General features: G+C 70.6%; 18 protein-coding genes. 7 read left to right on the top strand and 11 right to left on the bottom strand.

The window, feature by feature from the left end; translation table 11 throughout:
* Window positions 1-12: 12 nt before the first annotated feature.
* The 6 genes from ACZ6TU_RS32670 to ACZ6TU_RS32645 form a co-directional block, all read right to left on the bottom strand.
* A complete protein-coding gene (locus tag ACZ6TU_RS32670) occupies window positions 13-1,032 on the bottom strand; it encodes a sporulation protein (protein ID WP_467678485.1) in 1,020 nt (339 codons plus the stop codon).
* Window positions 1,033-1,172: 140 nt separating this feature from the next.
* Window positions 1,173-3,638, bottom strand: coding sequence for a CBM35 domain-containing protein (locus ACZ6TU_RS32665; protein WP_469552523.1), 2,466 nt, complete (start codon window positions 3,636-3,638; stop codon window positions 1,173-1,175).
* A 100-nt stretch (window positions 3,639-3,738) separates the two neighbouring features.
* Window positions 3,739-4,563 (bottom strand): carbohydrate ABC transporter permease, encoded by an 825-nt coding sequence (locus ACZ6TU_RS32660; RefSeq protein WP_467678489.1) that lies wholly within the window; start codon window positions 4,561-4,563, stop codon window positions 3,739-3,741.
* A complete protein-coding gene (locus tag ACZ6TU_RS32655; RefSeq protein WP_467678491.1) occupies window positions 4,560-5,483 on the bottom strand; it encodes a carbohydrate ABC transporter permease in 924 nt (307 codons plus the stop codon). The genes ACZ6TU_RS32660 and ACZ6TU_RS32655 overlap by 4 nt, the downstream gene beginning before the upstream one ends.
* Before the next feature lie 2 nt (window positions 5,484-5,485).
* The gene (locus ACZ6TU_RS32650; protein ID WP_467678493.1) at window positions 5,486-6,817 is read right to left on the bottom strand and encodes an ABC transporter substrate-binding protein; all 1,332 of its coding nucleotides are present in this window, start codon (window positions 6,815-6,817) and stop codon (window positions 5,486-5,488) included.
* A gap of 86 nt (window positions 6,818-6,903) precedes the next feature.
* The gene (locus tag ACZ6TU_RS32645) at window positions 6,904-7,941 is read right to left on the bottom strand and encodes a LacI family DNA-binding transcriptional regulator (protein WP_467678495.1); all 1,038 of its coding nucleotides are present in this window, start codon (window positions 7,939-7,941) and stop codon (window positions 6,904-6,906) included.
* A 133-nt stretch (window positions 7,942-8,074) separates the two neighbouring features.
* On the opposite strand from ACZ6TU_RS32645, the gene ACZ6TU_RS32640 reads away from it, so the two are divergent.
* Window positions 8,075-10,180: an alpha-galactosidase gene (locus ACZ6TU_RS32640; RefSeq protein ID WP_467678672.1), complete on the top strand. Its 2,106-nt coding sequence runs from the start codon at window positions 8,075-8,077 to the stop codon at window positions 10,178-10,180.
* A 28-nt stretch (window positions 10,181-10,208) separates the two neighbouring features.
* On the opposite strand, the gene ACZ6TU_RS32635 is transcribed toward ACZ6TU_RS32640, so the two are convergent.
* From ACZ6TU_RS32635 to ACZ6TU_RS32615, 5 genes are all read right to left on the bottom strand, one after another.
* Complete coding sequence (locus ACZ6TU_RS32635; protein ID WP_467678497.1) at window positions 10,209-11,360, bottom strand: acyltransferase family protein; 1,152 nt, start codon at window positions 11,358-11,360, stop codon at window positions 10,209-10,211.
* Window positions 11,361-11,591: 231 nt separating this feature from the next.
* Window positions 11,592-13,226 carry a cellulase family glycosylhydrolase gene (locus tag ACZ6TU_RS32630; protein WP_467678499.1) on the bottom strand — a complete coding sequence of 545 codons (1,635 nt, stop codon included), beginning with the start codon at window positions 13,224-13,226 and terminating at the stop codon, window positions 11,592-11,594.
* Between the two features lie 113 nt (window positions 13,227-13,339).
* Window positions 13,340-14,437, bottom strand: a complete 1,098-nt coding sequence (locus tag ACZ6TU_RS32625) for a GDSL-type esterase/lipase family protein (protein ID WP_467678500.1) — start codon at window positions 14,435-14,437, stop codon at window positions 13,340-13,342.
* A gap of 96 nt (window positions 14,438-14,533) precedes the next feature.
* The gene (locus ACZ6TU_RS32620; protein WP_467678502.1) at window positions 14,534-14,722 is read right to left on the bottom strand and encodes a 3-hydroxyacyl-CoA dehydrogenase family protein; all 189 of its coding nucleotides are present in this window, start codon (window positions 14,720-14,722) and stop codon (window positions 14,534-14,536) included.
* Between the two features lie 20 nt (window positions 14,723-14,742).
* Entirely contained in the window at window positions 14,743-15,162 is a 420-nt protein-coding gene (locus ACZ6TU_RS32615) for a 3-hydroxyacyl-CoA dehydrogenase NAD-binding domain-containing protein (RefSeq protein WP_469552520.1), read from the bottom strand.
* A 214-nt stretch (window positions 15,163-15,376) separates the two neighbouring features.
* Here ACZ6TU_RS32615 and ACZ6TU_RS32610 point away from each other — a divergent pair, with 214 nt between their 5' ends.
* The 6 genes from ACZ6TU_RS32610 (at window position 15,377) to ACZ6TU_RS32585 (ending at window position 23,125) form a co-directional block, all read left to right on the top strand.
* A complete protein-coding gene (locus ACZ6TU_RS32610; protein ID WP_467678506.1) occupies window positions 15,377-15,907 on the top strand; it encodes a GNAT family N-acetyltransferase in 531 nt (176 codons plus the stop codon).
* A 162-nt stretch (window positions 15,908-16,069) separates the two neighbouring features.
* Window positions 16,070-18,175, top strand: a complete 2,106-nt coding sequence (efeU, locus tag ACZ6TU_RS32605) for an iron uptake transporter permease EfeU (protein ID WP_469552518.1) — start codon at window positions 16,070-16,072, stop codon at window positions 18,173-18,175.
* Window positions 18,176-18,222: 47 nt separating this feature from the next.
* Window positions 18,223-19,497, top strand: coding sequence for an iron uptake transporter deferrochelatase/peroxidase subunit (gene efeB, locus ACZ6TU_RS32600; RefSeq protein WP_469552630.1), 1,275 nt, complete (start codon window positions 18,223-18,225; stop codon window positions 19,495-19,497).
* 222 nt (window positions 19,498-19,719) lie between these two features.
* Window positions 19,720-20,574 (top strand): ABC transporter permease, encoded by an 855-nt coding sequence (locus ACZ6TU_RS32595; RefSeq protein ID WP_467678676.1) that lies wholly within the window; start codon window positions 19,720-19,722, stop codon window positions 20,572-20,574.
* Complete coding sequence (locus tag ACZ6TU_RS32590) at window positions 20,571-21,458, top strand: carbohydrate ABC transporter permease (protein WP_467678508.1); 888 nt, start codon at window positions 20,571-20,573, stop codon at window positions 21,456-21,458. The genes ACZ6TU_RS32595 and ACZ6TU_RS32590 overlap by 4 nt, the downstream gene beginning before the upstream one ends.
* A gap of 17 nt (window positions 21,459-21,475) precedes the next feature.
* Window positions 21,476-23,125 carry an extracellular solute-binding protein gene (locus ACZ6TU_RS32585; protein ID WP_467678510.1) on the top strand — a complete coding sequence of 550 codons (1,650 nt, stop codon included), beginning with the start codon at window positions 21,476-21,478 and terminating at the stop codon, window positions 23,123-23,125.
* Window positions 23,126-23,150: the final 25 nt, after the last annotated feature.

Here is a 23,150-nt window from a genome sequence, read left to right as displayed (position 1 = left end):
GGGGGCGGGGCCTCAGCCCTCCTCTTCCTCCTCGCCCTCGAAGAAGTCCCCGACCTCGTCGACCACTTCGTCCGCGAACATGCCGCCGACGACCCCGGCCGCGAGCCCGGCCGCGCCCGCCGCGACGGCGGTCCCCATGCCGGGGCCCGAGCGGTGGCCGTCATGGTGGTGCCCGCCGTGCCCGTGGCCGGCCGGGCCGAACGCGACGGGGGAGCCGTGGTCCATGGGGGAGCCGTAGCCCGCGGGGGTGCCGTACGACGCCCGGTGCTCGACCAGTTGCCGGATCCAGCCGTCGACGATCGTCGGCCAGTCCTGGTTCTCCACCCCTTCGTGGGAGACGGTGAAACGGGTCAGCGCGTCGTGGCCGGGCGACAGGAAGCCGCCGCGCTTGTCCGCCTCGAGCACGACCTCCGTACCGCCCGGGCCCGCCAGGAACGTCAGCTCGATCTCGTTGACCTGGTGAGCGTACCGGGGTGACGGGAGGAGCTCGATCTCCTGGTAGAAGGGCAGTTGCTGGCCGGTGCCGCCGATGCGCCCGTACTCGAGGTCGGCCGTCTTGAATCCGAACCCGAGTCCGCCGAGGGCTTCGAGCACGGCCTCCTGCGCGGGCAGCGGCGTGACGTTCAGCTGGTCCAGGTCACCCTTGTCCTTCGCGCCGGCCACCGACAACTCGGTGCGCACGCCCAGGACGACGCCCAGGTGCCGGCCGTGCAGCTCGGTGACCGGCGTCTCCCAGGGCAGGGGCACGCTGAACGGCACATCGCGCTGCTCGCCCTCGGCGAGCCGGAAGCCGCCGCCGACGGTGAAGCGGCCGAAGGGGACGACGCCCTCGCTCTCGCCGCCCTCGTGCTCGGCCTCGACCCGGGCCACCAGCTCCAGGGTGATGTGCTCGATCTCGAAGTCGGTTTTGCCACCCACCAGTCGGACCTCACCGGTGAGCGTGCCGCCGGGCCGGACGGGAGCCGGGTCGAGGACCGTGTCGACCGTGGGGCCGCCCACGCCGAGCGCGCCGAGCAGTCGTTTGAACACCATGGTGGCGTCCACTCCTCACATGCGTGTACGTACGTTCTACAAGCATGTAGAAGTATAGGGGTGCGTGAGAAGTGATCTTGCACGTCGGTTGCGGAGGAGAACAGCTCACTCCTCCGCAACCGCCCCCGTCAGCGCGCGATTCAGCCCACGACCCGGCCCAGCTCGATCCGGTCGATGTTCGGCGCCCAGGCGCTCGCGTTGCCGAACGTCACCTTGTTCGCGCCCTTCGCCAGATCGACCGGGACACCCACGGTCCAGTAGTCGTCCCAGCTCCAGGTGTTCTTGAAGGTGACCTTCACCGGGTCCGCGGCCCCGACCCTGATGTCCGCCGTACGGGACATGATGTCCGTGTTGTAGGCGTGGCCGTTGTCCCGGCGGTCGTTGTGCGCGTAGTGGACGACCAGCAGATAGCGGCCGGACCGGGGCGCGTCCACCGCGAACTCGGCGGTGCTGGAGGCGCTGTTGCCGAGCCAGCCGATGTACGAGCCGGCGGACGCGTGCGGGGAGTCGACGAGCTTGGCCCCGCCGGCGAGCGTGGCCGAGGCGCCCTCGTAGGAGAGGGTGCCGGCGGCCGAGCCGTCGCCGGAGACATCGAGGGAACGGACGGCGGAGTGGACCGACGTCATCGCGATCCGGTTGTTGCCCGCGACGAGGTAGAGCCGCAGCGGGCGGCCGGGCGCGGCCGTGACCGTCTCCCCGTGCAGCGAGAGCTTCACGGCCGCCGAGGTCCGCGGCACCACCGTGTAGTAGCCGTCGCGCGGGGCGTAGACGTCGAACACCGCCTTGTCACCGGAGCGCAGCACCAGAGAGCCCGTGCCCACACCGGCCGACGAGGTGTAGTCGTACGACGGCTTGCCGCTGATGTCCGCCAGCGTGGCCTCGTAGGACGTGGTGGGCGCGCCCGTCCGCGTGGTCAGGTCGATCCGGTCCAGCGTGACCTCGGCGTCGCCCTTGGACAGGGTCAGCTGGTGTGTGCCCGCCTTGAGTTGGACACCTACGTCCTTCTTGGCGCGGTAGGTCCAGTTCTCCGTGGAGGGGTAGGTGACCGTCGCCGGGTCGCCGCCGTCGACCGACAGCTTCTGCGTGGCGGGGCCGCCGGACTGGTTGCCGTAGAGGATCGCCAGGTCGTACGTGCCGTCCTTCGGGACCGTCACCGAGAAGGCGACCTTGCTGCCGGGCTGGTTGAGCGAGCCGACGTCCTTGGTGCCGGAGGCCGCGTAGCCGTTGGCGTTCTGGACCGTGCCCTGTGTGTAGACCTTGCCGTCGGTGATGGCCGCGTCCTCGGCCTCGTACGACGCCGACCACGGGACGGAGGCGGCGGCCGGGCTGCCGGAGCCGCCGGGGGTGAGGACGACCCGGTACGCCGACATCTTGTGCAGGCCGCGCAGCGGGACGGTCACCGAACCGTCGTCCGCGACCTTCACCTTGGTGCGCGCGAGGACCCGCGGCGCCGCGTGCTGCCCCTCGTAACCGGACCAGGCGGCCTCGGCGACGGTCGCGGTGACCGTACGGCCGAACACCGACCGGGGGACGTTGCGGACGACCACGTCCGAGTCGGCCGCGGAGCCGCCGAGCAGGACCTGCGCCTGGCGGCGGGAGGCGTCGAGGGAGGCGAGCCCCTGGAGGGTGTCGATGGTGTTGGGCTGCGGCGGCGTCACCTTCACGGTGTTCCCGGTCATGCCCGCGTACCAGCGGAAGAGCCACCAGCCGCCGTTGGGGATATTGGACCGCACCACGTGGCCGCTGAGGTTGCCGGCCGCGTCCCAGTACGCCATGTTGGCGTACACCTTGTTGCGCTCGAACATCGAGACCCACTGCACGAGCTGCCCGGGCACGGACAGGTCGCGGCGGTTGGCGTACTCGTCGATGTTGATCTTCAGCGGGGCGATGCCCGCCTCGCGTTCCAGCTTGCGGTAGTCGTCGTAGTGCGCCTGGAAGTCGCGCAGCGAGCCGGAGCCGAGCTCGTGCCAGGTCATTATCTGAGGGAGCACGTTCTCGCGCTTGGCGAAGGCGAGGAAGTCCTTCAACAGGCGGGTGTGGTACGCGGCTTCGTTGGGGCCGGCGATCCTCGCGTCCGGGTCGATCGCGCGGATCCGCTGGTACACCGTCTTCCAGTCCTTGAAGAACCGGTCGCGGTTCTTCTCGTACTGGGCCTGGTCGGCGACGTCGAGCTTGTACCAGATCTGGTCGGGCTCGTTGAACGGGATGTAGACGAAGCGGTCGCTGTTCGGGTCGGCCGACACCTCCTTGGCGATCTTGTCGACCTTGGGGAGGTAGTCGTCGATGCCGAGGTCCTCGTACGGCCACTTGGCGTAGACGTCCTGCATCATCACGTTGATCTCGCCGCCGCCGTTGCGGAAGAACGACTTGGAGACGGTGAGCGCGTCGCCGTTGGGGTGCTGGGCGCCGCCCTCCGGCTTCTGCGAGATGCTGGTGATCTTCAGCGGCTCCATCACGGCGTCGCTGGGCACCCCGTCGTCGCTGAGCCCGTACAACGAGCCGTTGGCGCCGAGCATCACCGGGCCCTCGGAGGCTTTGAGGTCGACGGTGAGGCGCTGTGGATCGGCCGCGGCGGCGGGACCGGCCGCGGGAAGGGTGGCTGCCATGGCGGTTGCTCCAAGTACGGCGGCTATCAAGGCGGTTCTCGTACGAGATCTCGTACGGGCTCTCATGCGGGTGGGGGTGATCACGCTGCTGGACCTCCAGTCACTTCACGGCTCCACTGGTGATTCCGGACACGATCTTTCGCTGGCCGACGAGGAACACGGCGACCATGGGCAGACTCATCACCACGACGTACGCGAAGACGAGATGCCAGTTGTTGAGGTAGAGCTGGGCGCTGGCGACCTGGTAGAGGTTGAGCGGCAGGGTCGCCCGGTCTCCGCCGCCGAGGACGAAGAACGCGTAGAAGATGTCGCTCCAGGCGTAGAGCATCACCATGATCGTCGCGGTGGCGATCACCGGCCGGAGCAGCGGCAGGACGATCCGCCAGAAGATGCGTGACGGGCTCGCCCCGTCCATCCGGGCCGCCTCCTCCAGCTCCATGGGGATGGCGCGGATGAAGCCGGTCATGAAGAAGATCGACGTCGACAGGTACATCCCGGTGTAGACGGCGATCATGCCGGGGCGGGTGTTGGACAGCCCCAGTTGCCGCAGTTCCATCACGATGGTGATGACGGCGGGCGGCAGCAGCAGTCCGCTGATGCACAGCGCGTACGCCGCCGAGACCAGCTTCGACTTCCGGCGGGCGAAGACCCAGGCGGCGCCCGCGCCCAGGATCAGCACCAGGACCACCGAAGGCACCACGACCACCAGCGAGTTGAGGAAGCCGCGCAGCATCTCGCCCTGGCTGACGGCGTCCGCGTAGTTGCTCGCGGGCTGCCAGTGCCGCGGCAGATCCAGGTTCGGTTTGATCGCCTCCGCCTGCGGCTTGGCCGAGGTGACGGCGACCAGCCACAGCGGCACGCCCACGGCCAGCGCGGCGAGCAGGACGACGAGGGAGGGGCGGCCGTACCGCCACACCGCGGTCACAGCAACTGCTCCCTTCGCCGGAGCCCCACGACCAGCGGGATCGCCACGGCGACCACCACCAGGAACAGGACGAGACTCATCGCGGACGCCTGCGCGTACAGGCCCTGCCCGAAGATCCGGAACATGTAGATGTTGAAGACCTCGGTGGAGGCCGCGGGTCCGCCGCCCGTCGTGGCCTGCACGATGTCGAAGGTGTTCATCGAACCGATCAGCGCGGTGGTGACGTTGAAGGTGACGGCCGGCGCCAGCATCGGCCAGCGCACCGACCAGAAGGTCCGCCAGGGCCCCGCGCCGTCGCACTTCGCGGCCTCCAGCATCTCGCCGGGGATGCCCTTGAGCCCGGCCAGATAGATCAGCATCGACAGGCCCATCCACTTCCACCCGTGGATGAGCGTGACGATCACCAGCGTCCAGGTGGTCGAGCCCAGCCACGGGATGTCCGTGCCCAGAACGGAGTTGAAGGCCCCGTCCTGGTCGAGCAGCGCCTGGAAGACGTAACCCGTCGCCAGCGCCGAGATCAGCACCGGCAGGAAGAAGACGGCACGGAAGAACCGGTTGAAGCGGCTGTCGTCCTCCAGCAGCAGCGCCAGCACGAGCCCGAAGCCGTTCTGGAACAGCGCCGCCAGCAGCGCGTACACCAGGGTCGTGCGGATCGCCCGCAGCAGCGAGCCGTCCTCGGCGATGGTCCGGAAGTTGTCCAGGCCCGTGAAGGCGATGTCCGCGTGGTACGAGGACCAGTTGGTGAACGGGTAGTAGAAGTTCAGCAGGTTGGGCACCAGGAAGAAGCCCGCGAAGACGACGATGGCGGGGAGCGCGAACCACCAGGGGTGGTGCACGGCGGCGCGCGGCAGCCGACCCACGCCCTTCGGTGCGCCTTGTGCAGCCGGCTGCTTGCGCGTACGTACGACCGTGTCCGCCATGGTCAGAACCCGGGGGCGCCCTGGGCCTTGGCCACCTGCGCGAACTGGTCCTGGATCGCCTGCGCGACCTGCTGCGGGCTCTTCTTGCCGAAGATCATGTCGGCCAGGTAGAGGTGCGTGTCGGGGGCGACGATCGCCTTGGCCTGGAAGACGCCGATGGCCTTCGGCAGGGCCGCCACCTGTTCCTTGGAAGCCTCGGGCAGGCCGTCGGGGGTGGGCACTGACGGCTGCACGGACGGGATCTTCATCGTCTTGATGTAGTCCGGGTAGTCCGGGCCGAGCCAGAAGGCGAGGAACTGCCGGGCCGCGTTCTGCCGCTTCTCGTCACCGGTCTTGAAGGCGACGACACCGTTGGTCTGGTCGGGGGAGTACAGGCCGGTGGCCGAGGAGTTGGCGACCGGGAACCAGCCGATCTTCTTGTCGAGTTCGGCGGTGGAGTACTTGGCCTGCAACTGGCTCTGGAAGGACGTGACGTTGAGGACCATGCCGGCGTCGCCCTTCCACAGCGCGTCGGCCTGCCCGGTGAAGGTGCCCGTCCGGTAGTTCTTCTGGGCGAGCCCCGCGTCGAGCAGTTTCTCCTTGTACTTCTTGATCGCGCCGACGACGACCGGGTCGGTCCACTTCTTCTTGCCGGCGTTCAGATCGGCCCACCACTGCCGGTCGAGGTCGGTGAGCTGGACCTGCATCTGCCACTGGAGCGGCCACTTGTCGCCGCCGGCCTCGTAGAAGGCGGCCGCGTCGGTCTTGTCGACGACCTTGCGGCCGAGGGCGAGCAGGTCGTCGTAGGACTTGGGGAAGTCCTTCTCGCTCAGCCCGGCCTGTTTGAAGACGTCCTTGTTGTAGTAGACGCCGAGCATGGCGGGGCTGGTGACGATCGCCGCGTACCGCTTGCCGTCGATGACGCCGAGGGACCTCTCGGTGTCGCCGAGCTTGGCCTCCCACGGCTCCCCGTCGAGGGTCAGCAGGTTCTGCTTCGGCTGGATGAACGGCAGCGTGGAGATGGACGGCTGCCAGAACATCAGGTCGGGGCGGTCGCCCGAGGCCAGCTTCGTCGGCACGTTCTGCTCGTAGAGGTCCGGGATCGCCTGGGTGTCGACCTTGGCGCCGGTGGCTTTCTCGAAGGCGTCGATGACCTGCTTGGGCGCGTTCACCGTGTTCTGCGCGGTCCACATGGTCAGCTTCACGCCGTCCAGCCGGGCGGTCGGATTCACCGCCGTCCGCTTCGCGTCCGAACCGTCCGAACCGGAGTCCCCGGCGGTCGGGTCGCTGCACGCGGTGGCGGCCAGGCCGGCGGCGCATATCAGCGCCAGGGCGGGGAGAGCTCTTGTCTTCATCTCGTGCCTTTCGGAGCAGGCGGTTCGGTTCAGGGAGCGGGACTCACAACTGCTTGGCTCGTTCGGGTTGTTCAGGCATCGGTGGTTCAGACGTCGGCGGGCGGCGGCCCCGAGCTCTCCCGCACCACCAGTGCCGGTACGGACACGGGATGCGGCGCGACCGGCGCGGACTCCTCCAGCACGCCGTGCAGCAGGGCGAACGCGGACCGCCCGAGGCCGGTGAAGTCCAGGCGTACGGTCGTCAGGGACGGGGTGAGGAAGGCGGAGTGCGGGGCGTCGTCGAAACCGGCCACGCTGACCTCGCCCGGCACCGAGCGGCCGGTCTCGTGCAGGGCGCGCAGCACGCCGAGCGCGAGGTCGTCGTTGCCGCACAGGATCGCGGTGACGGACTGGTCCTTCGCCAGCTTCAGTCCGGCAGCGTGACCGCCCGCGGGCCCCCAACTGCTCTGCACGGGGCGGGGCTCCGGGGCGCCGGCCTCCTTCAGCGCCTGCCGCCAGCCGCTGGTGCGGGCGCTGGTGCGGCGGGTGCTGGACGGGATGGCCACGTAGTGCACGGTCTCGTGGCCGAGGGAGAGCAGATGGCGGGTCGCCTGGTAGGCGGCCTCGCGGTCGTCGGCCCACACCCACGGGCGGTCGCCGCCGGGCGGGGTCGCCGGGGTCTCGACCACGCCCACCACCGGCAGCCCGGCGGGCACGGCTTCCAGCGCCCGGACACCGGCCGGATCGTATGCGATCACGACGATCCCGCCACCCGCGTCCGCCGCGCGCTGCACCTCGGCGGCGACGGCCGCGTCCTCGGCCGACTCCAGCACCCCGATCCCGACCGCGTACGACGCCGCGCGGGCGGCCTCCTCGATGCCCTGGAGGATCGAGGCGTAGCCGTAGTGGGTGGTGTTCGCGGTGAGCACGGTCACGGCCCGGCTGCGTCCGCTGGCCAGGGCGAGGGCGGTCGCGTTGCGGCGGAAGCCCAGCTCGTCGATGGCGGCGAGCACTCGCTCCCGGGTGGACGGCCGGACGCTGGGATGGCCGTTGATCACCCGCGAGACCGTCTGGTACGAGACCCCCGCGGCGGTCGCGACGTCCCTGATGCTCGCCGGGCGCCTTGTGTGACCGGTCACATTCATGCGAGGATTGTGACCGGTCACACTTGGGTCGTCAAGAGACCGTAACGAGGGATTCACGCGGACCTCCGCTCCCCGAGGACGGGACGGGGTCAGGAGGGGGAGCACCTTGACCGGCACGGCGGATGCGGCGCACATGGACTCCAACCAGCGACAGGACGAGTTCACTTGGGGGCATCAAGGCCTCCGGGCCGGGTTCGCGGTCGCCGCCGACGGGACCCTGCGGCTGGTCCGGCTGGCCCATCCCGACGACGATCGCCCCGCCACCCCGCACTCCGCGCTCCCGCTCGTGGAGCTCACCGCTCTCGGCCACGGCAGCGGCTGGTCCGGCCCCCGCTTCACCGGCACGGCCTTCGGCGCCCGGCTCGTCTACCGGACCCACCGCACGGACAGACGCGACGGCTGGGAGTGGCTGACCGTCGAACTCCGCGACCCGGACACCGGGTTGACGGCGTCCGTCGAGCTCACGTCACCCACCGGACTGCCCGTCCTGCGCTCCCGAGTCCGCCTCCGCAACGAGGGCCGGGCGCCCCTGGTCGTCCAGTCCGTCAGCAGCCTCCTGCTCGGCGGCCTGCCCGCCCCCGACGCCCTCGACGTCCACCGGGCGCGCAACGACTGGCTCGCCGAGTGCCGTTGGTACGCCGAGCCGCTGCGCGCCGCCGTCGCGGACATCCACGTCGACGTCCACGAGCACGACAGCCGGGCCGCCCTCGCCCTCACCGGGCGCGGCAGCTGGCCCACCGACGGTCATCTGGCCATGGGGGCGCTGACGGAGCGCGGCGGCGGCCGGGCCTGGGCCTGGCAGGTCGAGTCCCCGGCCGGCTGGCGCTGGGACCTGGGCGAACGCGCACACGACACCTACCTGGCGCTGAACGGCCCCACCGACGCGGAACACCAGTGGCGGGTCCGGCTCGCCCCGGGCGAGGAGTTCACCACCGTGTACGGAGCCCTGGCACTCGGCTCCGACCTCGACGCCGCGATGGGCGCCCTGACCTCATACCGCCGGGCGATCCGCCGCCCGCACCCGGACCACACCGCCCTCCCCGTCGTCTTCAACGACTACATGAACACCCTGATGGGCGACCCGACCACGGCCAAGCTCCTGCCGCTGATCGACGCCGCCGCGGACGCCGGCGCCGAGTACTTCTGCATCGACTCGGGCTGGTACGACGACGACACCCGGGGCTGGTGGGACAGCGTCGGCGCCTGGCAGCCCTCGCCGCGCCGCTTCCCCGACGGCGGCATCCGGGCCGTCCTGGACCGGATCCGGGAGCGCGGGATGGTGCCCGGGCTGTGGCTGGAGCCGGAGGTCGTCGGGGTGCGCAGCCCCGTCGCGGCCGAACTGCCCGACGAGGCGTTCTTCCAGCGCGACGGCGTGCGCCTGGCCGAACAGGGCCGCCACCAGCTCGACCTGCGGCACCCGGCCGCCCGCGCCCACCTCGACAAGACCGTGGACCGGATCGTCGGCGACTGGGGCGTGGGCTACCTCAAGCTGGACTACAACATCGTGGTCGACCCCGGCACCCAGGCACCCGGCGACCTCGCACCGGGAGCCGGGCTGCTGGGCCACGCCCAGGCCTACCTGGACTGGCTGTCCGGCGTACTGGACCGCCACCCCGGACTCGTCGTGGAGAACTGTGCCTCGGGCGGCATGCGCATGGACGGTGCCACCCTGGCCGTCTCCCAGCTCCAGTCCACCAGTGACCAGCAGGACCCCCTGCGCTACCCACCCATCGCCGCCGCCGCGCCGACCGCCGTCCCGCCCGAACAGGGCGCTGTCTGGGCCTACCCGCAGCCCGAGTTCGACGACGACCTGACGACGTGGACCCTGGGCGGGGCGCTGCTCGGCCGCATCCACCTCTCCGGCCACCTCAACCGCATGCCGGAACACCAACTGGCCCTAGTACGGGACGCGGTCGCGGTCTACAAGTCGATCCGCGGGGACCTCGCGCGGACCCTGCCCTTCTGGCCGCTCGGCCTGCCCGGCTGGACGGACGAGTGGCTCGCCCTGGGGCTCTCGGTCCCCGGTGACCGCACGGCGTACCTGTCGGTCTGGCGCCGGGGCGGACCGGCCGAACTCCGCGTCCCCGTCCGGCACCTGGCGGGCCGGACCGTCCGCGCGGAGGTCCTGCACCCGTCCTCCGCGGAGGCGGGCCGGGCGGTGTGGGACGGGGACGGGCTCACGGTGTCCGTGCCGCGCACGCCCGGTGTGCTGCTGATCCGGCTCACGCGGGAGGGGTAGCCAGGACGGGCAGGCGGAGCGCCTGGCGTCAGCCGTGTACGGCGCTTCCCTCGCGGACGGCATTCCGATCCCGCGCCTGCTGATGCGCGTCCCGGCGGAACGCCCACGTCATCTCGGGCTCCATCACCCAGCGGAACAGCCGCCGCACCGGCGGGGTGCACAGCGCGGTCACGAGCACCGCGGCGAAGGCCGTCACCACGGCCACGCCCACGGGCCGGTGGACCCACGCCGGCTCGTACCAGCCCCAGAACTTGGACCCCTGGGCGACGAAGCCGTGCAGCAGGTAGCCGTACAGCGTGCCCGCGCCCAGCACCGTGAACCACGCCCGGCGCCCGGGCACCCACGCGAGGAAGCAGGCCACCAGGACCAGTGAACAGCCGAAGGTCACCAGCGTCATCACGGGCCCGTACCAGGCGGGCGCGGCGAGTTCCTCGGCGCTGTCGCGGTGGTAGAACCAGGCACCGGTCATCCGCGGGACCGCCCAGTAGGCCACGACGACCGCGGCGGCGAAGACCGGCACGGCCAGCACACGCGCCGAGCGGCGGCGCACCAGCCGGAAGTGCTCCGGCTTCAGCAGCAGACCGAGGACGAAGTACGGCAGGAACTGAAGGGTGCGTTGCAGATCGAGGTCGTTGCCGACGGACGGTGAGAGCGTCGCCAGCATCGCGATGACGAGGGCGGTCGGCAGCGGCCACCGCACGCGCCGCCACACCGGCGTGGTCAGCCGCCAGATGAACAGCGCCGCCAGGAACCATGTCAGGTACAGCGGATCCAGCAGGCTGACGGGCCGGTCGGGCTCCTGGTCCGTCCATCGCGTGAACAGCGTGTACGCCGTCTCGAAGACGACATACGGAACGGCGAGCCCGGTGACCAGACGCCTGACCCGCCCCGGGCTCGCGTCGAAGGAGCGCGAGAAGTAGCCGGAGATGACGATGAACGCCGGCATATGGAAGGCGTAGACGACCATGTAGAGCGCGCTGACCGCCCGGCTGCCGTCCCGCAACGGCTCCCAGGCGTGCCCGATGGCCACCAGCACGATCGCCAGGTACTTGGCGTTGTCGAAGAACGCGTCGCGCTGCCCGGCCTGCTTCGGCGGGGCAGCGGCCTCGCGTGACGTGCTTGGCCCGGCCTCGCCGCCCGTGCTCGCGACGGCCCGGATGCGCAGGGTGTCCTCACTCATCACGCCTCCCGCGCACGGTGCGGGGAACCGGGACGGACGGATACGCGTCTCGCCGGGGTTACGGCGGTGTGGTGCCGGTGCGACATCCCCGCCGCCTGACCCATGCGGAGCGACGTAAACCGCTTTCCGGGGTGGATGTCGCGCGGATCACACCCGCGGATCACCCCTGTGGCGACGGTGCCGCCGCGCCCGGCCTTTCGGGAGCGCGCCGGCACCGTCGCACACGGCCGCTCAGCTCACCGAGCAGGAGGCGCCGTTCAGTGTGAACGCCGTCGGGCTGGGGTTCGCCGTCGCCCGGGACGCCGTGAAGCCGAGGGTGACCGAGCCCGCCGCGGGGATCGTCGCGGTGTACGGGGCGGCCGCGACACTGACCTCGGAGCCGCTCTGCGTCGCCGTGCCGCCCCAGAGGTTGGTGATGCGCTGGCTGTCCGGGAAGGTCCAGCGCAGCGTCCAGCCGTTGATCGCCGACGTGCCCGTGTTGCGCAGGGTGATCTCGCCCTGGAATCCGCCGGGCCAGCTGCTCGTCACCCGGTAGCCGACGCCGCAGGCCGCCGTCGAGCCGCCGGAGGAGGTCGTGAACGTCACCGTGGCCGAGCGGGGCGAACGGTTGCCGGCGGCGTCACGGGCGTAGACCGCGAAGGTGTAGGAGGTGGAGGGGGACAGGCCGGTGAGGGTGGCGGTCGTCCTGGCCGTGGACGTGACGACCGTCTCGGCGCCGCCGCCGATCCGGACCACGTCGTAGCCGGTGACGCCTGCCGCGTCGGTGGCGGCGGCCCAGGTCAGGGTGGCGGACGAGGAGGTCACCCCGGACGCGGTCGGAGCGCCGGGAGCCGTCGGGGGAGTGGTGTCGCCTCCGCCTGAGGAGTAGATCGCGGCCTCCTTGGCGGTGGCGGCGATGCCGTTCGCGCCGTTGAAGAGCCGCTGCCCCCAGCTGGTGAGCTGGTCCGGGTCGAAGTTCGTGACCATGTCCAGGTACTCGACGCCGCCGCCGTTGCCGCTCCAGGACCAGCCGAGGTAGCCCAGGCGGAGCTGCTGGGCGACGGCCAGGATGGTGTCCTCGTCGGGGTTGCCGTCCGAGTGGTCGTGGCCGAACTCGCCCACGACGATGGGCAGTTTGGCCGTGACGAAGCGGTTCAGATAGTCGGTGATCTCGGCGGCGGTGTCGAAGACGCCGTACATGTGGATCGAGAAGATCGTGTTGGCGTCCGGGTCGGCGGCGAAGACCGAGGCGGCGTTGTCCCGCATGGTGAACGCCCAGTCCTGGCCCCAGTTGGGCGCGTCGACCATGATCGTGTGGTCGAACCCGGCGTTGCGCAGCTTCTGGATGGCCGCCTTGGTGTCGGCCGTCCAGGCTGTGTAGCCGGTGTTGCCGTGCGGCTCGTTGCCGATGTTGACGATGACGTAGTCCTCTTGACCGGTCAGCGCGCTCTGCACGCTGATCCAGTAGTCGGCGGCGCGCGAGAGCGTGACGGCTCCGCTCTGTTCGCCGTAGCCGGTGGTGTCGTGCACCTCCAGCACACAGATCAGCCGGTTCTGCTTGCACTGGGAGACCACGTTCGCCACGTCGGCGGTGTCGTTGCGGGTCCAGCGGTCACCGCTGGAGAGGACCACGCGGACGGTGTTGGCGCCCTTGGCCTTGATGTGGGAGAGGGAGCTGGTCCGGTCCGGGAACCAGGTGTGGGCGTGGTTGACGCCACGCATCACGAAGTCGTTCCCGGACGCCTCCAGCAGTCGGCCGTTGTCGATGCGGAACCCGGTTGGCGCGGCGTGCGCCGGTGTGCCGAGGGAGAGGAAGGAGAACAGGAGGCCGAGGAGGGCGACGGCCACGGTGGCCACGCGCGGGGTGGGGGCGGTGCGGGGTCTCATGGCGGCTCCAGAGGTGGGGGTTGGATGGGGTGGGACCTGTTCCGGGTCGCGTCCAGTCCTGGGGAGGGAGCGGCGAGTGTGCTGCCGGGGCCGGTCCTGGTCCGTGCCGGGTGTCAGGCGGCGGAACTCTTCGCCGTGCACGTGACGGTCGCCGCCGGGGCGCCGGCCGTTGCCGGGGTGGTGGCGACGAAGCCGAACGTGGCGCTCGCGCCGGGCGCCAACGCCCCGTTCCACGCCGCGTTCGTGACGGTGGCCGTGCCGTCCGCGGCCGTGGTGAGGGTGCCGTTCCAGACCTGGCCGACGCGCGTGCCGTTCGCCGGTACGACCGTCGCGGTCCAGGCCGAGGCGGCGGAGGCGGACGTGTTCGTCACGGTCACCTCTCCCTGGTAGCCGCCCTGCCATGAGGAGACAACCCGGAAGCGCGCCGTACAGGCCGCGGGTTCCCCCGGGCCGCCGGGGCCCTGCGGGACGCCCGCGTCGAGGACCGCCGCCAGGGCCGGGAACCAGCGGGCGGCGATCTTGTCGTCGCCGGAGGCGTTGGGGTGCACCCCGTCGTAGGTGTCCGTGGCCGTGCTGAAGCCCGTCCACTGGTCGACCACCGTGATCGGGGAGCGTGCGGTGCTGGTCGCCCGCGCCCAGTCGGGGATCCGCGCGTTGAAGTCGACGACGCGTTGCGCACAGGCCGTACAACTGCTCGGGTTCAGGGGGATGAGCTGCGCGACGAGGATCCGCATGTCGGGATTCGAGGCCCTCATCTGCGTCACGAGCTTGGTGTAGGCGGCGAGAAGGCGGTCCGGGGTGATGCTGCTCCACACGTCGTTCGTGCCGAAGTGCATGACAACGATGTCCGGGTGCGTGGCCGCGAGCCTGCCCGGCAGCAGGTTCTGATCGGCCACATTGGTCACCAGCTCACCGCCGTGCCCCTCGTTGTCGCCGTCGTGCGCCTGTCCGCAGCCCTGCGGCGGGAGGGTGCCGACGAAGTCGATGTCCGTGTATCCGCTGTTCAGCAACCGGTTCCACAGCAACGCCCGCCAGCAGCCCGGCGAGCCGGTGATCGAGTCGCCGAGCGGCATGACGCGGACGGGGTCCGCCGCCGGTGCCGCCGTGGCCCGGGGCGCGAACGTGATGCCGAGGGGGAGGAGCAGGGCGGCCAGGAGGCCTAGAACCGGGATGATCCGTAAGTGCGGGGACGAGCGGCGGGTTCTGCGCATGGTGGTCCCTTCCCTGGACGAGGTGGGAGCGCTCCCATGCATCAAGCCATTGTTGTCATTGACGCGTCAAGAGGATGGCGACATCTCGTGCGGGTGTCACGCGGACGTCAGCGCGCGGGACAGGCGAAGAAGCCCCCCCGGCTGCCGGCCCAGCGGGCCCGACTCGACCATGCGGCGCAGCGGCGGCGGCGCGTACAGCGGCTCCCGGTACTCCTCGTACAGGGCCTCACCGATCGCCGCGACCGTGTCCAGACCGATGAGGTCGGCCAGGCGCAGCGGCCCCATCGGGTGGGCGTTTGCGACCGTCAGGCCGGTGCGATGTCCTCGGCCGTCGCCGTTCCGGAGTCCACCATCCGTATCGTGGCCAGGAGATACGGCACGAGGAGGGAGTCGACGACGAAGCCCGCGCGGTCCTGCGCGGTGATGGTCCGCACGGTGCCCCGAGATGTGACCTTCCGGAACAGCGCCGCCTTCGCCGCCTCGTCCTCCACCGCCGCCTCGGCGGCCAGGCCCGCCCCGGCGAGGATGGGCACCTCCGCCGTGACGCTGATGCCCGCCAGGGCGTGGGCGCGGTCCTCCGGGGGGGAGTCTGCCCTTCTTCTCCGCGTGGCGCAGCGAGTCCGCGATCCCGGCCGGACCGGCGCGGGGGTCCTGTCCTCCGTCACGTCGCACCACGGGACCGCCGGTCCGGCCCGGGCGCAGATCTCGGCGATGCCCCGGCCCATCTGCCCGGCGCCGACGACTCCTACGCGCTTGAACGCGCTGATGTGTTCTCTCCCTCCGGCGGCGGTCTCGTCTCCGAACGCCGGCCGCCCACCTCTGCCGCCGCCCGCTCTCGGGGAGCAGGGTGTGGAGGTCTTCGAAGGTTCGGACCCGGGCGCCTTCGGCTGAGCCTTCTCTCCCGGATAACTCCCCCGAGCGTGCGATAGGTTGCCCGCCATGACCGGATTAGGACCCGTCGCCTGGCCACCTGCCCCGATGAAGACCGAACGGCTCGTGCTCCGTGAGTCCGAGGCTCGGGATCGTGCGGCGTTCATCGAGCTGTTCGCCTCGCCGGAGGTGCGGACCTACCTCGGTGGCCCTCGACCGCGTGATGAGCTCGAACGCGCGGTGCCCGAGGTGCCCGGGCGGCGCCCGGGCCTGTTCGTGATCGACCTCGACGGAGCGATGATCGGCACGGTCACGCTCGACCGGCGTGACGCGGAACGCCCGGGTCGCGTCCGTCCGCGTGGCGGAGAGGCCGAGCTCGGCTACATGTTCCTGCCGGAGGCGTGGGGACGCGGGTATGCCGCCGAGGCGTGTGTGGCGGCACTCGACTGGTTCGCCGATGCGCTTCCCGGCGAGCCGGTGGTGCTCTGCACCCAGACCGCCAACGAACGCTCGATGCGCCTCGCGGCGAAGCTGGGGTTCGCCGAGGTGGAGCGGTTCGAGGAGTTCGGCGCCGAACAGTGGTTCGGCGTGCGGTCCTAGGGGGCCCGCACCTCGTGGGCCTCCGGACTTTTGCCGGGTCATGAGGCATTCATGACCGGATGCCCAGAGAGCCGAGGTCATGATGGTCGGCGTCGGTAAGGCATGCCTTGGCTAATTCGCTCGCGTGGTGGCCGGGGCGGAGGGCCGGGAGGGCCGCAGCACATGTGGGACGACGCGTTTCCCAGCTTCCTGATCGGGCTGAGGGAAGGACTGGAAGCCGGCCTCATCGTCTCCGTGCTGGTCGCCACCCTCGTGCGATCGGGCGCCAAGTCCCGTCTGCCGCAGGTGTGGACCGGCGTACTGGCCGCGATCGCGCTCTCGATGAGCTTCGGCGCGGTCCTCACCTTCACCGCCGCGTCTCTCTCCACCGCCGCCCAGGAAGCCTTCGGAGGCGCGCTGAGCATCGTGGCCGTCGCCTTCGTGACCGCGATGGTGTTCTGGATGCGCCGCTCGGCCCGCAGTCTGGCGGGAGAGATCAAGGAGAAGGTCGCCGAGGCCCTGACCATGGGCGCCGGTGTGCTGGCCCTCACCTCCTTCCTGGCGGTGGGCCGAGAGGGCCTGGAAACCGCCCTGTTCCTGTGGACCACGGCCCGCGCGGCGGACGAGTCGGCCGGGCCGCTGACCGGCGCGGGCATCGGGCTCGTTCTGGCGGCGGTGCTGTGCTGGGGGCTCTACCGCCGGGTGCTCTCCATCAACCTCACCCGTTTCTTCACCGCCACCGGCGCCGTCCTCATCGTGATCGCCGCGGGCGTGCTCGGCTACGGGCTGCGTGACCTCCAGGAGGGCGGGGTCCTGCCCGGCGGGACGGCCTACGCGGTCGACCTGAGCGGGAGCGTCGACGCAGGGTCCTGGTACAGCACCCTGCTCCAGGGCGTGCTCAATCTGACTCCGACGATGACGTGGCTTCAGGTGGCCGGGTACGTCGGGTATCTCGGCGTGGTGATGACGCTGTTCGTGAGGGGGGTGCGGGGAGTTGCCCCGGCCCCGAGCCCGACACGGCCCGCGCCCGCGACACCGCCCTCCGCCGGGGCCGCGCCCGCGACACCGCCCCGGCCCGCGAAGGCCCCATCGCCCCAACCCACCCACACGCCCACCCCCGCACCCACCCGCCGCCGCCCCGCCTGGCTCATCCCCGTCGCCGTGGTTGCCGTGCCCGTCGTCCTGGCCGGGCTCGTCGTCGCCCTGGCGCGTCCCGAGCCCGCCGGGGGCGAGACGGTCGCAGTCTCCGCAACGGACTGCGGTCAGGGCTTCACCGCGCCCGAGCCGGGGAGGCGGACCTTCCAGATGCGCAACACCGGCGACCAGACGTCCGAGGTGTACCTCATCGACCCGGCCACCAACGCGGTCTACGGCGAGATCGAGGGCCTGGCCCCCGGCACCACCCGGGATCTCGTCGCCACCGTGGCGGGCGGTACGTACGCCTGGCGCTGTGTGCCCACCGACGGCAAGGCCGTGACCTCCAAGGCGGTCCGGGTCGGCGGCGCCGCCGGTGCCGGGGCCGTCGTCCCCGTCTCCGCGCGGGATCTCGCGGGACCGCTGCGGGCGTACAAGGCATACGTGAACCGGGGACTGGCCACCCTCGTCACCGAGACCCGGAGGCTCAGCGGCGACATCCGCGCAGGGCACCTGGACACGGCGCGCGCCGACTGGCTGACCGCGCACCGTACCTACGCCTCCCTCGGCGCCGCCTACGGCACCTTCGAGGACTTCGACCAGAAGATCAACGGCCGGCCCGACGGTCTGCCGGGCGGAGTCCACGACAAGGACTTCACCGGCTTCCAGCGGATCGAGTACGGACTGTGGCACGGCCGGCCGGCCGGTGAGCTCAAGGGCCCGGCGCACCAACTCGCCGCCGACGCCGCCGGGTTGCGGAAGGCCTTCCCGCATCAGGACTTCGACGCCTCCGACCTGCCCCTGCGCGCTCACGAGATCCTGGAGAACACCCTCCGGTTCGAGCTGACCGGCGACACCGACCAGGGCAGCGGCACCGGACTGGCCACGGCCGACGCCAATCTCGCCGGCACGCGCGAACTGCTCACCGTGCTCCGGCCGTTGCTCACCACCCGGGCCCCGCACCTGCTCCCCACCGTCGACGCGGACATCGCGCGACTCCAGACGCTGCTCGACGCCGAGCACCGCGACGGCCGCTGGACCCGAGTCGACCAGATCGGCCGGACCGCGAAGGAGCGGATCGACGGGGCCACGGGACAGCTCCTGGAAGACCTGTCGCCGGTGCCGGACCTGCTCGAGATCAGGAAGTCCGCGTGAGCACCGGCCGCCGCGAGCACAACGAACACGCCGAAGGGAACACCCTCATGCCGTCCGCTGACACGCCTCCGCCGGGTTGCCCCGCCCACGCAGGCCGCCGTTCCTTCGTCAAGGCGGCCGTGGGCGCCGGAGCCGCCGGAGCCGTACTGGCCGGGGGCGGGTTCGCGCTCGCTGAGAGTGGCGACGGCATGGCCCGGGCCGCCGAAGGGACGGACGCCGCCGCCGTGCCCTTCCACGGCACCCACCAGGCCGGAATCCTCACCCCTCAGCAGAAGGCCGCCGCCTTCGTCTCCTTCGACGTCATCGCCGACGACCGCGCGGAACTGGCCGACCTGCTGCGGACCCTGACCGAGCGGGCCCGTTTCCTCACCGCCGGCGGCACCCCCACCGACCTGGGAGTCGGCGCCCCGCCCTCGGACAACGGCATCCTCGGCCCGGTCGTCCCGGCCGACGCGCTCACCGTGACCGTCGGCGTCGGTGCCTCCCTCTTCGACGACCGTTACGGACTCGCCGAGGCGAAGCCGCGCCGGCTCACACCCATGCGCACCTTCCCCAACGACCACCTCGATCCCGCCGGGTGTCACGGCGACCTGTCCCTCCAGATCTGCGCGGCCCGGCAGGACACCGTGCTGCACGCGTTGCGCGACATCGCCAAGCACACCCGGGGCGCGATGCAGATCCGATGGCGTGTCGACGGCTTCCAGAACGTGCCGCGGCCCAGCGGTGCCCAGCGCAACCTGCTGGGCTTCAAGGACGGCATAGCCAACCCGGACGTCGCGTCGGCGCGCGAGATGGACCACCTCGTGTGGGTCGGCGACGGGCAGGGCGAACCCGGCTGGGCGACCGGGGGCAGTTACCAGGTCGTCCGGGTCATCCGGATGCTGGTGGAGTTCTGGGACCGGGTGTCGCTGACCGAGCAGGAGCAGATGTTCGGCCGACGCAAGGACACCGGTGCCCCTCTGGACGGCGCCAAGGAGACCGACAACCCGAACTACGCCAAGGACCCGCACGGCACGGCCATCCCGCTCGACGCCCACATCCGCCTCGCGAACCCGCGCACCGCGGCGACCGACGACTCCCGCATCCTGCGCCGGGGTTACAACTACGATCGGGGCGTCGACAACGTCGGCAACCTCGACATGGGTCTGGTCTTCTGCTGCTACCAGCAGGACGTGCGGCGCCAGTTCGAGGCGACGCAGACCCGGCTGATCGACGAACCCCTCGTGGACTACATCTCCCCGACCGGCGGCGGCTACTTCTTCGCCCTGCCCGGAGTGCGCTCGTCCTCCGACTGGTTCGGCCGGGGGTTGCTCTCGGCCTGAAGTCCCGTCTTCAGGCGTGAAGTCCCGTCTGTGTCAGAAGTGTTGACCGCTCCGTGCAAACGTTTTAACTTCCCTTCACCGGACACGCCGAGGTGAGGGGGAGCCGTGGCAACTGCCTTACGGGAACGAGCAGGTGCGAAGGGGGCGAGTCCGGGCCGACGCGATCCCGACGGGACGCAGCGCAAACGTAAAGGTTTTCAGAGCCGAACGTTGTTCCTGCTCATGCTGCCCGGCGTCGCCTACTTCCTGCTGTTCCACTACGGCGCACTCGTCGGCAACGTCATCGCGTTCAAGGAGTACGTGCCGTTCGACGGCCTGTGGGGCAGCCCCTGGGTGGGCCTGGGCAACTTCCAGCGCATGTTCGAGGACGCGGCGTTCTGGGACTCGGTCCTCAACACCCTCTGGATCTCCGTCCTCCAGCTGGTCTTCTACTTCCCCGTGCCGCTCGGCCTCGCCCTGCTGCTGCACACGCTCACCTGGAGCTCGGTGCGCCGGTTCGTGCAGTCGGTGGCGTATCTGCCGCACTTCATCTCGTGGGTGATCGTCGTCGCGCTCTTCCAGCAGGTCCTGGGGGACACCGGCCTGCTCAACAGCGGCCTGAGCGGGGCCGGTCTGCACACCGCCGACATCATCGGCAACCCCGACGCGTTCAAACCGCTCGTCGTCGCCCAGGTCATCTGGAAGGACGCCGGCTGGGGCACGATCATCTTCCTCGCCGCGCTCGCCCAGGTCGACGAGCAGCAGTACGAGGCGGCCGCCATCGACGGCGCCGGACCCTGGCGGCGCTTCTGGCACGTCACCCTGCCCGCCATCCGTCCGGTGATCGTGCTGCTGCTCATCATGCGGCTCGGCGACATCCTCTCCGTCGGCTTCGAGCAGATGCTGCTGCAACGCGACGCGGTCGGCCCGGAGACCGCCGAGGTCATCGACACCTTCGTCTACTACCAGGGCATCGTCGGCGGCGACTACGGATTCGCGGCCGCCGCGGGCCTGTTCAAGGGTGTCGTCGGCGCCTTCCTCGTCTACGCGGCCAACAAGGTCGCCCACCGCCTCGGCGAACAGGGGGTCTACAAGTGAGCGCGTCCGCCCGGCCCGGCTGGATGGAAAGGCCCCGGCCGCTCACCCAGGCCGCGAAGGCCCTCGCCCTCGCCGCGGTCGTGCTGCTGGTGTGCGTGCCGTTCCTGGTGATCGTGTCGACCTCGCTGGCATCCACCCAGGAGGTCGTCGACAACGGCGGCTGGGTGCTGTGGCCCAGCGAGCCCTCGCTCGACGCCTACCGCGACATCTTCGACGGCGGCATCGTCACGCACGCTCTCGGTGTCAGCGCGGGCGTGACGATCGTCGGCACCCTGCTCAGCCTCGCCTGCACCGTGACCCTGGCCTACGCGCTGTCCCGCCCGGGTGTCTTCGGCGGCAAACCCGTCCTGCTGCTGGTGCTGTTCACGTTCCTCTTCCCGCCCGGCATGATCCCGAGCTTCCTGCTCGTCAAGGAACTCGGCCTGCTCGACTCGTACGCCTCGCTCGTGCTGCCCGTCCTGGTCAACGTGTTCAACCTGGTCGTCCTGCGCGGCTTCTTCCAGTCGGTCCCCGAGGAGTTGTACGAGGCGGCCCGGCTGGACGGGGCGGGGGACTGGCGGGTGCTGGTGTCGGTGGTGCTGCCCCTGTCCAAGGCCGCGCTCGCCGTCGTCGGCCTGTTCTACGCCGTCGCCTACTGGAACTCCTGGTTCTACGCCTCGCTGTATCTGGAGAGCGGCCACTGGCCGCTCCAGCAGGTGCTGCGCACCTATGTGGTGGCCGGTGCCGGACTCACCGACGCGACCACCGGCGAGGCCACCATCACCGCTCCGCAGACGGTGCAGATGGCGGTGCTCGTGATCGCCACCGTCCCGATCCTGCTCGTCTACCCCTTCCTTCAGAAGTACTTCACCAAAGGCGTGCTCACCGGCGCCATCAAGAGCTGACACGAGGTGGTTCACCCATGCCCCGCATGTCCCGACGCACCCTCCTGCGCTCCATGGCGGTGGGCGGCGCCGCCGTCTCCGTCCCCGGTCTGCTGACCGCGTGCTCCTCGGACTCCGGCGACAGCGACGTCTCCAACGCCGGCAAGAAGCTCGCTCCCTGGCCGGCTTACCGTCCCGCCGCCGGGCCCAAGCCCGACCTGGCCCCCACCGACGCCGGTGTCCAGGCCGGCTACACCTCCTACCCGTCCGACCTGGTCAAGTCCGTCTCACGCACCCCGGGCGACGGCTCCACCGTCCGCGTCATGACCGTCTCGTTCGGCACCCCGCCCAAGCCCGCCTCGCAGAACCGTTTCTGGGCGGCCGTCGAGAAGGCCCTCGGCGTGAAGATCGAGTACACGATCATCTCCCAGGCCGACTACCAGAAGAAGATGGCGACGGTCATGGCGGGCGACGCCGACGCCCTGCCCGACATCATCAACATGTTCGCCGGCTTCACCCTGCCGCGTGAGGCGCAGTTCGTGCAGCGCCGCGCCCAGGACCTCACGCCGTACCTGTCGGGCGACGCGATCGCCGACTACCCCAACCTCGCCAACATCCCCACCCACGCCTGGCGCGACATGGGCCGCATCGGCGGCCGCATCTACGGCATCCCGCTGGAACGCCCGCTGCCCGGTTCCACCCTCTGGATCAACCAGGACATGTTCGCCGACGCGGGCATGAAGGAGGGCTGGACCGCCGAGGACTTCACCGCCGTGGCCCGGCAGGGCACCCGCGGCCGGACATACATGCTCGGCGCCGCCAACGGCTCCCTGTTCGGCAACGCCTACCACTCCGCCGCCCACAACGCGCCCCAGCGCTGGGCCGTCACCAAGGACGGCACCTTCCTGCCGGCTCCCGCCGACGAGCGCTACAAGGCGTCCATCGCCTTCCAGGCCCAGTTGCGCAAGAACGGCTCCTACCACCCCGACGCCACGTCCATCTCCCAGATCGACCTGACGACCCTCTACTACAACGGCACCGTCGGCTCCATGCAGGACGGATTCGGCGCCTACCTGCCCAAGTACCGGGAGTCCAAGGACAAGATGAGCCCCGCCGCGGCCCTGCCGTACAGCGTCGGCGGCGAGCCCGGCGGCACCGTGGCCGCCCGCCGCTCCTTCGGCTACACCGTCCTGAAGCAGGCCAAGAAAGAACGCATCGAACTGCTGCTGCGCATCCTCGACTACCTCGCCGCGCCCTTCGGCAGCGAGGAGTGGGAACTCGTCCACTACGGCGTCGAGGGCGTCCACTTCACCCGTGGCAAGGACGGCTCGCCCGAATTCACCAAGCTCGGCGAGGTCGAGAACAACACCAACCTGCCGCTGAAGTACCTCGCCGAAGGCCCCCAGGTGCTGTTCGTGCCCGGCATGCCCGACGCCGTGCGCGCCCTGCACACCTGGCAGCAGAAGGTCGTACCGCACGCCATCCGCGACGCCTCCTTCGGGCTCCAGTCCGCGACGAACAACTCCCAGGGCGCCACCCTCAAGACGTTCCTGGACGACACGATCACCGGGATCATCGCCGGACGGCTGCCGCTGACCGAATGGGAGGCGGCGGTGAAGAAGTGGCGGAGCCGGGGCGGCGACAGAATGGCCGAGGAGTACGCGAAGGACTACGCGGCCAACACCTGAGCAGCGGTGGGCGGAAGAGGAGACG

The organism is Streptomyces sp. NPDC052064, assembly GCF_055585925.1.
Note: the sequence above shows the minus strand (reverse complement) of the source record. Positions and strands in the feature narration are given on the sequence as shown.